Source organism: Apilactobacillus intestinapis (assembly GCF_049166695.1).
GTDB lineage: Bacteria > Bacillota > Bacilli > Lactobacillales > Lactobacillaceae > Apilactobacillus > Apilactobacillus kunkeei_C.
In genome coordinates, this window is sequence record NZ_JBMHFD010000002.1 from 1 (window position 1) to 15,168 (window position 15,168).

Annotated in this window: 13 protein-coding genes; 10 read left to right on the forward strand and 3 right to left on the reverse strand. The window is 36.8% G+C overall.

What is annotated here, in order from left to right:
* The first annotated feature begins 221 nt into the window (after positions 1–221).
* The 7 genes from ACOMA7_RS02245 (at position 222) to ACOMA7_RS02275 (ending at position 8,325) form a co-directional block, all read left to right on the forward strand.
* Positions 222–626 (forward strand): MerR family transcriptional regulator, encoded by a 405-nt coding sequence (locus tag ACOMA7_RS02245; RefSeq protein ID WP_414827286.1) that lies wholly within the window; start codon positions 222–224, stop codon positions 624–626.
* A gap of 12 nt (positions 627–638) precedes the next feature.
* Complete coding sequence (locus tag ACOMA7_RS02250) at positions 639–1,064, forward strand: cupin domain-containing protein (protein ID WP_421391666.1); 426 nt, start codon at positions 639–641, stop codon at positions 1,062–1,064.
* Between the two features lies 1 nt (position 1,065).
* On the forward strand, positions 1,066–1,377 hold the full coding sequence (locus ACOMA7_RS02255; protein WP_054607815.1) for a carboxymuconolactone decarboxylase family protein: 312 nt from the start codon (positions 1,066–1,068) through the stop codon (positions 1,375–1,377).
* Between the two features lie 308 nt (positions 1,378–1,685).
* On the forward strand, positions 1,686–6,506 hold the full coding sequence (locus ACOMA7_RS02260; protein WP_421391669.1) for a hypothetical protein: 4,821 nt from the start codon (positions 1,686–1,688) through the stop codon (positions 6,504–6,506).
* Positions 6,507–6,648: 142 nt separating this feature from the next.
* Positions 6,649–7,197 carry a biotin transporter BioY gene (locus tag ACOMA7_RS02265; protein ID WP_301945924.1) on the forward strand — a complete coding sequence of 183 codons (549 nt, stop codon included), beginning with the start codon at positions 6,649–6,651 and terminating at the stop codon, positions 7,195–7,197.
* Between the two features lie 60 nt (positions 7,198–7,257).
* A complete protein-coding gene (locus tag ACOMA7_RS02270) occupies positions 7,258–7,440 on the forward strand; it encodes a hypothetical protein (protein ID WP_034530997.1) in 183 nt (60 codons plus the stop codon).
* A gap of 408 nt (positions 7,441–7,848) precedes the next feature.
* Positions 7,849–8,325, forward strand: coding sequence for a P-loop NTPase family protein (locus ACOMA7_RS02275; protein WP_301945923.1), 477 nt, complete (start codon positions 7,849–7,851; stop codon positions 8,323–8,325).
* A gap of 295 nt (positions 8,326–8,620) precedes the next feature.
* On the opposite strand, the gene ACOMA7_RS02280 is transcribed toward ACOMA7_RS02275, so the two are convergent.
* From ACOMA7_RS02280 to ACOMA7_RS02290, 3 genes are all read right to left on the reverse strand, one after another.
* On the reverse strand, positions 8,621–9,853 hold the full coding sequence (locus tag ACOMA7_RS02280; protein ID WP_421391673.1) for a serine hydroxymethyltransferase: 1,233 nt from the start codon (positions 9,851–9,853) through the stop codon (positions 8,621–8,623).
* A 386-nt stretch (positions 9,854–10,239) separates the two neighbouring features.
* Positions 10,240–10,527 (reverse strand): hypothetical protein, encoded by a 288-nt coding sequence (locus ACOMA7_RS02285; protein ID WP_054607820.1) that lies wholly within the window; start codon positions 10,525–10,527, stop codon positions 10,240–10,242.
* Between the two features lie 68 nt (positions 10,528–10,595).
* Positions 10,596–11,453 carry an aldo/keto reductase gene (locus ACOMA7_RS02290; RefSeq protein ID WP_421391675.1) on the reverse strand — a complete coding sequence of 286 codons (858 nt, stop codon included), beginning with the start codon at positions 11,451–11,453 and terminating at the stop codon, positions 10,596–10,598.
* A 94-nt stretch (positions 11,454–11,547) separates the two neighbouring features.
* On the opposite strand from ACOMA7_RS02290, the gene ACOMA7_RS02295 reads away from it, so the two are divergent.
* The 3 genes from ACOMA7_RS02295 to ACOMA7_RS02305 all read left to right on the forward strand — a co-directional run bounded on the left by ACOMA7_RS02295 (position 11,548) and on the right by ACOMA7_RS02305 (position 15,163).
* Positions 11,548–13,899, forward strand: coding sequence for an HAD-IC family P-type ATPase (locus ACOMA7_RS02295; protein ID WP_054607822.1), 2,352 nt, complete (start codon positions 11,548–11,550; stop codon positions 13,897–13,899).
* A gap of 53 nt (positions 13,900–13,952) precedes the next feature.
* A complete protein-coding gene (locus tag ACOMA7_RS02300) occupies positions 13,953–14,450 on the forward strand; it encodes a DUF1836 domain-containing protein (RefSeq protein ID WP_034530989.1) in 498 nt (165 codons plus the stop codon).
* Positions 14,451–14,521: 71 nt separating this feature from the next.
* Complete coding sequence (locus tag ACOMA7_RS02305) at positions 14,522–15,163, forward strand: HD domain-containing protein (protein ID WP_421391679.1); 642 nt, start codon at positions 14,522–14,524, stop codon at positions 15,161–15,163.
* Positions 15,164–15,168 lie beyond the last annotated feature (5 nt).

The window sequence follows — 15,168 nt, forward strand, 5'->3', positions numbered from 1 at the left end:
TTTATTAGTGATTTTTGTAAATCCTAAACCATTATAATAATCTTTAATGGCAGCTAATTTTAATTCTTTAGAAAACATAAAAGAACCCCTTAAGTTAGATTTCTCCAACTCAAGGGGTTCAGTTCAATCATCGAAATGATGATTCTTTTTTTATATACTTGACTTAGAGTTAACTCTAAATAGTACATTTATTCTTGAAGTTAGTAGAAAGGACCTTTTTTATGAGTAAATACAGCATTGGTGACTTTGCCAACAAAGTCGGTTTGACCACATACACATTGAGATACTATGAGAAACAAAAGTTAATTATCCCTAAGCGTGATGAAAACGATCGTCGCTATTACGATGATCAGGACGTAAAGTGGATTGGATTCATATTGCATCTTAAGGGAACAGGTATGTTAATGACTGAGATTCAGGAATATGTCGAGTTGCGTAAACAGGGTGATTCCACCATTGACCAACGAAAGCGATTACTGCAATCAGTCAGAAAGAGAAGTTTGGCTGAAATTAATGAACGCAAGTCCCATCTAAATATCTTATCTCATAAGATTGATTGGTATGACGGCAAACTAAATCATAAGGTCGACGAAAGCTTCGAAGAATATCTTAAACGATTTAGATAGGAGTTATCGCTAATGAACGAAGAAGTAAAGAACGGAATTATTTTTAATCGCGGACCTAAGAACGATGCATACGCACAATACTTCACTGGTCAAAGCTACTTACAAGGATTGATTAGTCCGGAAGAAGAAGTCAACGTTGGTGTGGGAAACGTGACCTTTGAACCAGGATGTCGTAACAATTGGCATATTCATCATGATGGATACCAACTACTATTGGTGATCGGAGGAAAGGGTTTATACCAAGAAGAAGGCAAACCAGCTAGATTATTACAACCTGGGGATGTCGTAGTCACTCATGATGGTGTCAAACACTGGCACGGAGCAACTGCCGACAGTTGGTTCTCACATGTCGCAATCACCGCTGGGACTCCGGAATGGTTAGAAGCTGTCAGTGATGAACAATACAGCCAAGCTAATAATGAAGGAAAGCGTGATTAATATGAAGAAACAAACAGCAGGAAGAGATAATCTAGGTGAATTTGCTCCTAAGTTTGCTGAAATTAACGATGATGTTTTATTCGGCCAGGTGTGGAGCAGAGAATCACAGTTATCTTTAAAACAACGAAGCATGATTACCATCAGTAGCTTAATTGCTGCTGGTAACTTTGAACAATTGGAAGCTCATCTTAAGATGGGAAAACAAAATGGAATTACTGAGGATGAAATTGCAGAAATGATCACACATTTATCCTTTTATGTCGGTTGGCCCAAAGCGTGGTCAGCGTTCAATATTGCTAAACAAGTATTCTAATAACTTTCGTGAATTACGGAATGATTATGAAAAAATAAATGCTAATATGAATTGATAACCGGTATGAAGCCGGTTATTTTTTTATTCTCATTTTTGCCGCTAAAAATATAAATAGTTATATCTTGATAATTTTAACGTTATTAATTAAGAGAAAAATTAGGGGATGCTCTTATTTGTATTAATTATAAATTAATCATTATTAAAAGATAATAAAACATTTAACATACTTAATTTTTTTAAAAAAGAAAATGCTAGTATGAAAATATTCGTATTATTTTCATTTATATTTTAGGGAGGATTTTTTCAAAATGAACAAACGGTTCAAAAATATGGCATTAGCAATTATTCCACTTTCGGTTATGGTAATGTCATATGCTTCAAATGATTATGCGAAAGCAGCAGTAAATAACAGTAATCATGGTTCAAAGAAGGATGATGTGAATAAGTCATCTAAGGATATTATTGGTGCAGCGGCCAAAATCCAATCAGAACTATCAAATTACTACAATGGAACATTAAGTTATGTTAAGGGTGACTTTATTAATGACTTAGCCCAAGCTATCAACTATGATCCAGAAACACAAGATGAATTTGCTAAGGAAATTCAAGCAGCTAAGGATTCTGTGACATTCGAACAGTCAACAGATAATTTTGATAAGAATTTGAATTATTTGGAATACATTTCTAAGTCACTTGATGAAGCAGCTAAGATGCTAAACGATGCCAAAGACGATGCTGTATACAATGAATTGAAAAATTCAATTGATGATGATTTAAACCAATTAAATGATTCTATTAACAATGCAGTTAAGAAGGCACAAGCAAATAACAACAAAGAAGCAGTAAAAATTATCGATTCAGAAGAACAAGATATCGATGGATACCTTGATAATCTTGATAAGGCAATTGAAGCTGCTGGACGTGTTCAAAAGGAATTTACTGATAAGGGTTACGACAAAGCGGAAATCAGCGCTTTGAGCGAATCCATTAATAACCATTTAGAAGTTTTGAACCATGTTATCGATGAAGCACAATTTGTAGCTGTTGGTACAGATGTTAAAGTAATTAATGATCAAGTTAACACTATTAAGGAAGCTATTAAGGATGCTGAAAAGCAAACAAATGACACAATGGCAAATGTTAGCTTTGACGACTTTAAGGATAAGCTAGATGAATTAAGTAATGAACTTAAGAAGGCTGAAGATAACACTAATGGCACAGTTGCTGAAAGTAGCTTGAAGGACTTTCAAGATACACTTAACGAATTAAATGATGCTCTTAAAAAGGCTGAAGATAACACTAACGGCACCATTGCTAAAGTAAGTCTAGATGACTTCAAAGATAAACTAAGCGAATTAAGCGATGGACTAAAAAAAGCTGAAGACAATACCAATGGCACAATAGCTCAAGTTAGTCTAGATGACTTTAAGGACAAACTAGATGAATTAAGCAATGCGCTAAAGAAGGCCGAAGATAGAACTAACGACACAGTAGCTCAAGTTAGTTTAGACGATTTCAAAGACAAATTAGATGAACTAAGTAATGCACTAAAGAAGGCTGAAGATAGAACTAACGAAACAGCAGCTCAAGTAAGTCTAGATGACTTTAAGGACAATTTAGATGAATTGAGCAATGCGCTAAAGAAGGCCGAAGACGACACTAACGACACTCTTGCTCAAGTTAGTTTAGATAACTTTAAAGACAAGTTAGATGAATTAAACAATGCACTTAAAGATGCTGAAAAGAAAACAAAAGAAACCATTAATGGTGTTGTAAACGCTGATCTTCAAGACGAAATGAATGACCAAATGGATGAGCTAAATAATTCAGTAAATGCATTGGCAGATGCCGTTCAAAAATATCAAGAACAAAATGATGCCAACCAAGCTAAGATGAACGATGCATTAATCCAAGATATTAATGATAATTTGGATCGTCTAAAGCGTATATTTGATCAAGACATTCAAACATCCAAAGAAATTAATGAAAAAAACGATGCCAAGATTTACGCATCTAACGTTGATGACATCAATGATGGATTGAACGCACTAATTGATGCTCAAGCTAAATCAAATAATGTAAACAGTAAGAATGATTCATTGTTAATTGACGGTGATGTTAAATCTATTAATGATTCCGCTGCTAATTTAGTTAACGTATTTAATGAAGTTAAACGCTCAAACCAAAAAGACTACAGTGCTCTAAGCAAGGGACAATTAAGTGATATTAATGCTAAAGTTAGCGAACTAGGTAAGGAAATTGCCAAAGTTGCTAAGGAAAATGACAAGAACACATCACACATGAGCAAGTCACACGTTAAATTGATTGACAAACATCTAAAGGCGCTAAGTAAGGCGGTCAAAGGATTCAAGATCGATAACAAGAATGATGTTCAAGACGGTTTAATTGCTATTGGTAAGCAAACAGCTAACTTTGAAAGCACATTAAATAACTACAAGGGTCATAGTAAGAAGGCTGACAAGCGAATTGATTCATTTGTACGAAGAATTAGTAATGCTACATCATCAATTGATGATGCTTTCTATGGCGCTATCAGTGACAATAACACTATTAAAGTTGATAACGATAAGCAAAACCAAACTAAGATTGCAAATGCTTTAAATGACTTATTACAAAAACTAACTGCTGCTAAATCAAATAATACTGATGTATTTGCGGTAATGAATGCTAATGGTATCAACAATGCATTGGATTCACTAAACAACACAGTTATTAATTTGAGTAACAACTCAAGCAGAAACGACAATAGTGTTATTGATGATAACCAAAGCTCAATTAGCAATGGTCTAAAAGCATTGAACGATTTAGTTTCACAAGCTGATGCTAATAACAAATCACACAACAGTGAAATGAAAAAAGATGCACAAAGCAACGTTAATGATGAATTAGATGCTCTAATTAGTAGTGTTGATGAATTCAAGAGCAATGATAGCAAGCATAATTACGATGCTTTATCAGACGCACTTGCTGGTTTGAAGAAGGCCGGATTAAGCGATGCTAAGGCAGTACAAAATGTTCAAAACATTGTTAAATCAATGAATGATAAGGTATCTAATGATGCCAAAATTGACTTAACTGGTGCTTCTGACGTTGATAACGACATCAAGGCATACCACGACACATTTGGCGATGCTGTTGAAAATGAATTAGATAAATTAGCAGCAGAAGAAGATGCCAAATTTGATCAAGGTATGTCAGAATTTGATAAGAAGCTTAATGAACAACAATCCGCTAAAGATAATTCAAATGATGGTAAGAAATTATCATTAAGAATGACAGCTTCAGATGACGATTCTGATGATTACCAAGAACGTCCATTAACTGGAATTCCAAGTGGTTACGAAAAACAATTCAACAAATACTTGATTGAAAACATTAAGAAGTCACCAGTAATTCAAAACATTGTTAAGAATCTTGAAACTAAGTTAGCAAATGTTAACTCAATGAAAGATAAGTTAGCTATTTTGGATAAGATGGATGCTGATAAAGTTATTTCATCAAAGGAATTAAGCGATGATTTATCACAATTATATGGATACGCCGATACACTTAAGAATGATGATGCTAACCAAAATTACACCACTACAACTGACTTTAGTGATTTAACTAAGCAAATTAATCAATTAAAGGCTGACTATGCTCAAGCATTACTTGAAGATGCAATGAACAACCAACCATCAGATGATTCAAAGGCAAACGATGACAAAAAGCCATCAGATGACCAAAAGGCCAACGATGACAAGAAGCCATCAGATGCTTCAAAGGCCAACGATGACAAGAAGCCATCAGACGATTCAAAGGCCAACGATGACAAGAAGCCATCAGATGACCAAAAGAACAATGATGACAAGAAACCATCAGATGATTCAAAGGCCAACGATGACAAGAAGCCATCAGATGACCAAAAGACCAACGATGACAAGAAGCCATCAGACGATTCAAAGGCCAACGATGACAAGAAGCCATCAGATGACCAAAAAGCCAATGATGACAAGAAGCCATCAGATGACCAAAAAGCTAACGATGACAAGAAGCCATCAGACGATTCAAAGGCCAACGATGACAAGAAGCCATCAGAAGATCAAAAGGCCAATGATGACAAGAAACCATCAGATGACCAAAAAGCTAACGATGACAAGAAACCATCAGATGACCAAAAGGCCAATGATGACAAGAAGCCATCAGATGACCAAAAAGCCAATGATGACAAGAAGCCATCAGACGACCAAAAGGGCAATGATGACAAGAAGCCATCAGATAATTCAAAGGCCAATGATGACAAGAAGCCATCAGATGACCAAAAGGCTAACGATGACAAGAAACCATCAGACAATCAAAAGAACAACGATGACAATACTGCTTCATCTACTAAGATTGATGGTGACAAGGGCAATGATTCAACTCTTACACCTGATGTAAAACCTGATCAACCTGCGGTTAACCCATCAACCAAGAACAATGCTGGTCAACCTAAGAAGCCAGGTAAGAAACCTGCCAAGAAGGCTCCTAAGGCTAAGAAAGTTTCAATTAAGAAATCAAAGAAGTCACTTGCTAAGCTAAACAAGAAGCTAAAGCACAAGAAGATGACTAAACGTGCTAAGAAGGCGCTATTAAAGAAGATTCACGCACTAAAGAACAAGATTAAGCGCGCCATCGTAAGCCGTGACAAGAAGAAACTTGCTAAGATCAACAAGAAGTTACACAGCAAGAAGATTTCTAAGAAGACTAGAAAACGTCTTCACAAGCAAGCAGCAGCTCTTCGTAAAGAAATTAAGAAGAACTACGTAAAGCCTGCTAAGAAGAGAGTTGCTAAAAAGACTGTTAAGAAACACGTTAAGAAGTCTTCAAAGAAGAGCAAAAAGACAACTAAGAAGTCAAAAAAAGTTTCAAAGAAGTCATCTAAGAAATCAAAAAAAGCTGCTAAAAAAGCTAAGAAGCACCAAAAGAAGTTAACAAAACGTGCTGCTAAAAAAGTAAAAGCCGACAAAAAGGCAATTGCTAAAATCAGCAAACAGTTAAAGAAAAAACACTTAACTAAGAAGCACAGACGTAGCTTAATCGCTAAACGTGCCCAACTAAGAAAAGCTGTTCGTAAGTTAACTAAGTAATCTAAAAAAGACACTATCAAACGATAGTGTCTTTTTTTGTATTCTTTTATTAACAACTTAATTTGACATTTTGGTTAACAATAGATATTATATTTAATTGTTAACTTGTTATAAATAAATGGTTAACAATAAGGAGAGAGATATGAAAACGAGAGACGTTACACAAATCGCGCTGATGACAGCGCTAATTATCGCACTGGCATTTGTACCAGCGATTCCAGTTGCAATTATTCCGGTGCCAATCGTGCTACAAAATTTTGGAATCATGTTAGCCGGCTTACTATTAGGTGGTAAGAAGGGGACCATTTCTGTCGCTATTCTAATGGTGATGGTTGCTGTTGGTTTACCTGTTTTAACTGGAGGTCACGGTGGTGCCGTTATTTTCATCGGACCATCCGGTGGATACTTATTATCATGGCTATTAATGCCTTCGTTAATGGCTCTATTTAACCAACTACTTAGCAGGGTTATTGATAAGAATAGTTTCTGGAATGTTTTAATTTCTACTATTATAGTAAGTATCATTATTTCATACACAATTGCGATTGTATGGATCAGTGTGCAAATGCACATCACATTGAAACAATCATTACTTGCTAACATGGTATTTATTCCGGGAGACATTATCAAGGCAGTTATTGCTGCGTTTGTTGCCAAACGATTATTACCAATCATTAATAAAAATGCTTAATATTTTTCCTTTCATGTGTTCACGTATATAATGGTGACAAAAGCAAAGGGGGATGTTTTCATGGATACATCAAAAATGATTAATCCTATGTTAGGTTGGAAGTTACGTCCACTTGTTGAACAAGTAACTTCAACTGATGATATTGAAGATATCAAGTTTAACTACATGTTAATGCCAAAGCCCGATACACCAGAACACGTAGCTGAATGGAAAAAAGTTTTAGCTGAATATGAAAATAAATAAAAGCAGTAGGCGAAATGCCTGCTGCTTTTATTAATATTATTTTGAATATTATTCTTTATTTGTTTATCAAGTACTTATAAATAATTAATAAAACAATCAATACTATAAACAAAATTGACATATATAGCGGTTTAATATTTCCAAACAAAGATTTGTAAATTGTTTTCTTGTTATTCATAAATATTATGATTGCTGGAATCAAAAGTGAAAAATATTCATAATCGTTACTGGCAAATAGTACTAAAATAAATATGAAAAATAAAACCAAAGAGATATTTTCTTTATTAAGACGTTTGATAATAAACAGCTCCTTTGAAAGTACAAATTATTTTAAACACCTATATTATAGTAGAAAAAAGTTTATAATAGATACATTAATTATTGAAAACGGAGGAAAATGAGGAAAATATGGATCCCGTATTAATTGTGCTTAGGGGAAACGCGGCGACTGGTAAGACCAGCGTCGCCTCATCTCTACAAGAAAGATTAGGAACCACCGACGTAATGTTGGTTCAACAAGATATCACTGAAGAACATGCCGATACGCAAATTCAAATGATTCAAAAGTTGATTAACTATGGTAAAAAGCATTTCCATTATGTCATCCTAGATGGGGTATTATCCAAGGATACTTATGGCGAAATGCTAAACGGATTAATTGAGGACTTCGGTAGTCAACAATTAGTTTATTACTTTAACGATTCCTTCGAACAAACAGTGAAGTATAACGAACAAAAAATTCAGCCACACGATATCGATAAACTAAAATCATGGTGGATTGATTCTGATTTGCTTTCCGATGAAGATGTTAAATTAGAAAACGGTGGCATTGAACAGTATAGTGATCAAATCATCGATGATATCAACGATTTACCGTTATTCTAGGGTTATATTAGATTGGATTTAAAAGAGAGGTATATTTGTAAATAATTAATATCTAATTAAAAATTATATAAATATGTTATATACCCTTGCTTATGGTTCGTTTTTATTTTATATTAATTCTTGTGTTTTTTTAGATCGTCATATATAATAAGAACAGTTGTTCGCATAAAGGCGATCAGTTAACTCATATTTATTATGTTAATGAGACCTCTCATCTCGTTAATAAATTTATATTTTCTTATCTCTCTCAAAAAAGACCGCGCTCTCTCAAGAAGGTCTTTTTTATTTTACATATTTATCTGGTAACGGGATGTTTAACGACTAGGTCATGCACTTGTTGCTTCGCATCGTCTAAGATGTTTTGATGACCAGGGTGGTTTAAGACATCCACAATGATGGTTGCTACCTTAGCAGCTTCTTCTTCATTGAAGTTACGGCTGGTGATGGTAGGGGTACCGATACGGATTCCTTCCATAGTATCACCATCTTCTAGTGGTAGTAGTTCTTTATTAGTAGCGATACCAACTGAGTAAAGTAGTTCGGCTGCTTGATCACCGGTTAAACCAACAGCATTTAAGTCCAATGTCATTTCATGGTTTTCGGTATCACCTGATACAACACGAATCTTTTCGTCTTGGTTGAAAACCTTAGCCATGGCCTTAGCGTTTTTGACTACGTTTTTGGCGTAGTAATGAAATTCTGGTTTTAATGCTTCACCTAATGCAACCGCCTTAGCAGCAATAACATGTTCCAAAGCACCGCTTTGTGAGATAGGAAAGACTGCGTAGTCTAACTTATCTGAATACTTGGCTTTGGCTAGGATCATACCACCACGTGGTCCACGTAATGTCTTGTGGGTAGTGGTAGTGACCACGTCGGCAACTTCAACTGGATTAGGGTGAACACCGGCAGCGACTAGACCGGCAATGTGGGCCATGTCGACCATTAGGATGGCACCGACTTCATCAGCAATCTTTCTAAATTCGTCCCAATAAATGATGTGACTGTATGCTGATGCACCAGCAATGATTAGTTTTGGTTTTACTTCTAGAGCAATTTGGCGAATGTTTTCAAAATCTAGTAATTCTGTTTTAGGGTCAACGCCATAGAAATGTGATTCGTAAAGTTGACCGGAGAAGTTATGTTTTTGACCGTGAGTGAAATGACCACCAGCATGTTCGCTCATTGCAAGAATTCTATCGCCTGGTTGTAAGAAGGCAGCATAGACAGCTTGGTTAGCTTGGCTTCCTGAGTGAGGGTGAACATTTGCATATTCTGCATGGAATAATTCTTCCGCACGTTTCTTGGCAATCTTGTCGATTTCATCGATTGCTTCGTTCCCGGTGTAGACACGTTTTCCGGGATATCCTACTGCGTATTTATTAGTTAATACAGAACCTTGAGCCGCGCAAACAGCCTTGGATGCAATGTTTTCTGATGCAATTAATTCAATTACGTTATCTTGGCGATCGTTTTCGTGTTCAATCGCTTTGAAAATTTCTGGATCTTCTTTTGAAAAATCGTACATAATTCATTCTCCTTTTTGGTAAATAAAAAACGCCCTTGTACTTTCGTACAAGGGCGTCGTAACACTGTTCCACCTTAGTTTTATATCAAGTTCACACTTGATACCTCTGGTTCTTAATGCGCATTAAGATTTCGATTCAATTGATAAATCTTGACTGCCTTCATTCAAGGACAAGGTATCTCGTTTCACTAAATCAGATACTCGCTTAACATGTCGATTTGAATTACTACTTTCAAGTTGCTTTTAAGAATAGACCAAAAAAATTTGACTGTCAACAATAAAATTTGAACTTTTTTCAAGGAACTACAAAAAAATGTTCGTATCAAGGGGAGTTAAATGCAAAGAAAAAAGGCGCCATTTGGGCGTCTTTTTTGTGTATGTGTTGGTTATTGATTTTTATTTTGACTGCGGGCAATTTCCTCTCGCTTGCGTTGATTTTCTGCCTTTAGTTGTTCTGTTCTTTGACGCATTTCTTCGTTTTGAACTCGGATTTGTTCAGTCATTTGACGAAATCTTTCGGTGCTTCTTTTTGTTTCTTCATTTGCTCTTCTGCGTTCATCACGATCGAAGAACAAGCTGATTAGCCAAATGATGAATAGACAACCGTAGACAATCATGTAACCGAATCCGAGAAAAATTCCCATTGCTAGCAAAGCGACAATTATATAACCCATAACCAAAACTCCTTAATATGTATTGTTAGCAAGTAATTGTACTAAGTGTATAATTACTTGCTGATTTTTTACTTGTGACGAGGGTATTGGTGTTCGATTTCGTAAACTACTTCTGGATCGTCACCAGTACGGAAGTCTTGATTTAAGTCGTCAATTAACTTCATTTCATGGTCTGATAATTCAAAATCATACAAGTCAGCATTTTCAGCAACTCTTTGTGGAGTACTGGACTTAGGAATGATTGTTACACCGTTTTGTAAGTGCCATCTCAAGATGATTTGAGCACTGGACTTGCCATGTGCTCTAGCGATTTCTTGGATGGTGTCATCGTTTAGCGTAGCACCACGACCCATTGGACTCCATGCTTGGGTAACGATTCCTTCGTCTTCGTTTGCCTTTAGCATTGATTTTTGGCTTAGGTAAGGGTGAACTTCGATTTGGTTTACGACTGGCATTTCGGTAGCCTTTGTCTTTAGTAAATCCAAGTGAGTTTGGTGGTAGTTACTTACCCCAATTGACTTGACCTTACCGGCTTTCTTGGCGTCTTCGAATGCACGCCAAGTTTCAAAGAAGTGTGAACGAACTGGCCAGTGAACTAGTAATAAGTCGATGTAGTCAGTTTGTAGTTTGGTAAGTGATTCATCAATCGCGTCTAAAGTTGATTGGTAACCTTGCTTTGGTTCTGGGATTTTAGTGGTAATAAATATTTCATTTCTGTTAATTTGTAGCTTTTTAATTGAATTACCTAGTAGTTCTTCATTATTATAGAATTGTGCAGTATCGAATAATCGATATCCAGCTTCATATGCGGACTTAATTGCTGCATCCATACTATCTTGATCAGCTAGTTTGTAGGTTCCAAAGCCTTCTACAGGCATTTGGTTTCCATCTCTTAGCTTGACGGTATCTTTAATTGAGTTAGGCATAACAATGGCCTCCTTTGATTATTTAAGTACCACGATTAATGATAGTCCATAAAAACAAGATAAATCAAATTTTTTACATGTTAGGGGTGTCTTTTTGCAATCACGAATTGACAGTCAAAAGGGACTGACTACCAAACAAGCCAAACGTCTATATGATCAAGGCTTGCATAACACCAAACGGAAGGGGTTTACCAAGACCATTCCACAAATTTTACAGGGAAATGCATTCACATTATTTAACTTTATCAATATCGTTTTGGCGGCAATGGTTTTCTATACCGGCGACTACAAAAATCTATTGTTCTTAGTGATTGCAGTTTCTAACACCATCATCGGAAGTATCCAAGAAATCAGATCCAAACGCCAACTAGATAAGATGGCCATTTTATCTCAAGGATTGATTAGAGTCGTGCGCGACGGCCAAATCAAAGAAGTCGAAGATGACCACATCGTCTTGGGGGACGTCTTATTAATCGGACACGGGGACCAAATTCCAATCGATGGGAAGGTCTTAACATCAGATTCTCTTCAAGTCGACGAATCTCAAATCACTGGTGAAACCAATTCGATTGAAAAGAATCACGGTGATTCAGTTACATCCGGTAGTGTCGTTTTAAGCGGTAGTGCTAGAATTGTGGCGACCGAAGTTGGTGAGGATACATTCGTTAATAGAATGGAATTCGAAGTTAGTCGTACCAAGAAGGATTCCGATAGCAAGATGTTAAAGACCATCAACAAGATTATTAAGTGGTTAACCTTTGTGATTGTGCCACTTGGTGCATTGTTGTTGTACACCAAGATTATGCGTGGGGATGACATCGACCAAGCGATGCTAGGAACCGTTGCTGCGATGATTGGAATGATTCCGGAAGGGCTTGTTCTATTGTCATCAGTGACATTGGCGGTTTCAGCTGCTAAGTTGGCACGCCACAAGGTCTTAGTGCGTGAACTACCAGCGATTGAAACTTTGGCGCGTGTTGATACCATCTGTTTGGATAAGACTGGGACCATTACTTCTGGAAAACTAAAGTTTGAAGATGTATTGCCTTTCAACAATCACTCCAAGGATGAATTAAAGCACGTCTTAGGTAGCTTGGTATATGCGTTTGAAGACGATAACGAAACATCTTCAGCTATCAAACAAGCAATCGCAAATCCTAACGTGAATGTCGTAAAGAGTTTTCCATTTTCTTCTGACAAGAAGTGGAGTGGGGTCGACACCGATGAAGGTAACTTCATCATGGGTGCTCCTCAGTTCATTATCGAAAACATGAGTAAAGAAGTCTCAGACACCATTAGCGATTATGCCAACCAAGGATACCGTGTCTTGGCATTGCTACAAAGTCACAAGGACTTAACTGAGGATTTAGATGATGCCCAATTACTAGGTTTAATCCTAATCAGTGATGAAATTAGACCGGACGCTAAGAGTACTCTTCAATATTTCGTTGAACAGGGAGTTAGTTTGAAGGTGATTTCAGGTGACGATCCCAAGACCGTTAGCGCAATTGCCAAACGAGTAGGGTTAAAGGACAGCGACAAGATTGTCGACATGACTGAAGTTCCGTTTGACGCCGACTACCAAGAATTGGTAAAGGACAACGCGGTCTTTGGTCGTGTGACACCACAACAAAAGAAACGCCTCATTCGTTCATATCAATTAAACGGTAATACCGTTGCGATGACCGGAGACGGGGTTAACGATATGTTGGCGATGAAACAAGCCAACTGTGGAATTGCGATGGCTTCCGGTAGTGAAAGCACCAAGGGAATTGCCGACTTCGTTTTGATTAATTCAAACTTCTCGGCAATGATCGATGTCCTAGCCGAAGGACGCCGTGTTATCAATAACATCGGTAGTGTGGCTTCGCTATACTTGATTAAGACAATGTTCTCATTGTCATTAACCATCTTGTTTATGTTTAGCATTCACAGCTATCCATTTCAACCAATTCAATTGACACCAATCAACACCTTTATGGTTGGATTGCCATCATTCCTATTGGCATTAGCACCTAACTATCAAAGGGTTACCAACCAGTTTAGTACCAAGATATACAACATTGCGTTGCCAGCAGCGATGACGATTGTTGGATACGTTGTGTTGATTATCTACATTGGAAAGGCCTTTGACTTTAACTTTGTCCAAAGAGCGACAATCAGTGTCTTGGTTACAGGATTCATCTACTGGATTGCCTTGTTTAAAGCATCACGTCCACTCAACAAGGTCAAGTTATCCATCATTGTGCCATCAATTGTGATATTTGCGGCCATCTTCTTATTCTTCCCATCGGTATTCTCACTGGTAGATGTATTTACGATGCCAATCTTCATTCCGGCAGCCCTAGTTGTTGTGACAGCTGTACCAGTGTTTATCGTAATGTCATCAGTTGTTCGTCGAATCTTGATTAAGATTAATCCAGAAAAATTTGATGACTCCATTTAAGCTAGTATATAAAACTACTTGATGTGATATAATAATGACATTGAGGTGATCTAATGAACAGCAAATATACCAAGTGGCAGGACCAAATGAAAGAAGTTACTTTACCAAAGTGGGAAGAACTTCCCAAGTTTGATTTATACATGGATCAGCTAGTGGCCGTTGTCAACGAGGCGATTGGACCACTAGGGATGGATACAGTAACTAAGTCCATGGTTAATAATTACGTAAAAAACAAGGCGACATTTGCGCCAGTTAAAAAGAAATATCAAACTGTCCATGTGGCAGACATTATAATTATCAGTTTATTGAAACCAGTCTTTTCAATTAAGGACATCAGACGTGGAATTGACGAAATTACTAAGCAACAATTTCCTAAACAAGCCTATGATGAATTCATTGAAATGTTGGTTCAAAAGCTACACCATATCGCAGACGGTAAGTCGGTCGCTAACAACGATTCAGAAATTGAACAACTATTAAGTTCAATCGCGGATACAATTGTTAACCGCTTGATTGCCAACGAAATCTTTGAAGATATGATTTATGAATAATAAAAAAGCATCCTACGTTTGTAGGATGCTTTTTGTTTAGATTATAATAATAAGAAAAATGGGGGATTGGCATGGAAACTATCGATAAGTTAAAACAATACGTCGAACAACAACTGGGTGATGACACTACCGGACACGACTACACCCACATTCAAAGAGTTGTTGCATTGGCCAAGACAATTAGTGAACAAACAGAAAATGCTGATTTATTAATTGTCTTAACTGCTGCATACTTGCACGACGTGATTGACGATAAGTTAGTCGATGATACATATGACAAACAAAAAGAGGTGCAATCCAAGTTAGTACAACTGGATTACACCTCAGCACAAATTGATGAAGTGATGGATATCATTACGCACATGTCTTACAGTGCAAATTTAAAACATCACTATGAATTATCGATTAATGGGCAGATCGTCCAAGACGCCGACCGACTAGATGCAATTGGCGCAATTGGCGTTGCCAGAGCTATGTACTTCGGAGGTCACTTTGGTGATACCATCTATGACCCCGAACAAATGCCTCGCAATGATATGGACAAAAGTCAATATCGTGAGCATACAACGGTCATTAATCATTTTTATGAAAAGTTATTCAAACTACCTGATTTAATGAATACGCCGGTTGCCAAAGAAATGGCGGACAGACGTAGTCAATATATGCACGATTTTGTGAGGGAATTTAAGGATGAATGGCAAGGCATTCACTAATTAGA

Bases quoted from the DNA above. Each gene is read 5' to 3' on its own strand.
- ACOMA7_RS02245 (WP_414827286.1), top strand. From the start codon at position 222: ATGAGTAAATACAGCATTGGTGACTTTGCCAACAAAGTCGGTTTGACC.
- ACOMA7_RS02250 (WP_421391666.1), top strand. From the start codon at position 639: ATGAACGAAGAAGTAAAGAACGGAATTATTTTTAATCGCGGACCTAAG.
- ACOMA7_RS02255 (WP_054607815.1), top strand. From the start codon at position 1,066: ATGAAGAAACAAACAGCAGGAAGAGATAATCTAGGTGAATTTGCTCCT.
- ACOMA7_RS02260 (WP_421391669.1), top strand. From the start codon at position 1,686: ATGAACAAACGGTTCAAAAATATGGCATTAGCAATTATTCCACTTTCG.
- ACOMA7_RS02265 (WP_301945924.1), top strand. From the start codon at position 6,649: ATGAAAACGAGAGACGTTACACAAATCGCGCTGATGACAGCGCTAATT.
- ACOMA7_RS02270 (WP_034530997.1), top strand. From the start codon at position 7,258: ATGGATACATCAAAAATGATTAATCCTATGTTAGGTTGGAAGTTACGT.
- ACOMA7_RS02275 (WP_301945923.1), top strand. From the start codon at position 7,849: ATGGATCCCGTATTAATTGTGCTTAGGGGAAACGCGGCGACTGGTAAG.
- ACOMA7_RS02280 (WP_421391673.1), bottom strand. From the start codon at position 9,853: ATGTACGATTTTTCAAAAGAAGATCCAGAAATTTTCAAAGCGATTGAA.
- ACOMA7_RS02285 (WP_054607820.1), bottom strand. From the start codon at position 10,527: ATGGGTTATATAATTGTCGCTTTGCTAGCAATGGGAATTTTTCTCGGA.
- ACOMA7_RS02290 (WP_421391675.1), bottom strand. From the start codon at position 11,453: ATGCCTAACTCAATTAAAGATACCGTCAAGCTAAGAGATGGAAACCAA.
- ACOMA7_RS02300 (WP_034530989.1), top strand. From the start codon at position 13,953: ATGAACAGCAAATATACCAAGTGGCAGGACCAAATGAAAGAAGTTACT.
- ACOMA7_RS02305 (WP_421391679.1), top strand. From the start codon at position 14,522: ATGGAAACTATCGATAAGTTAAAACAATACGTCGAACAACAACTGGGT.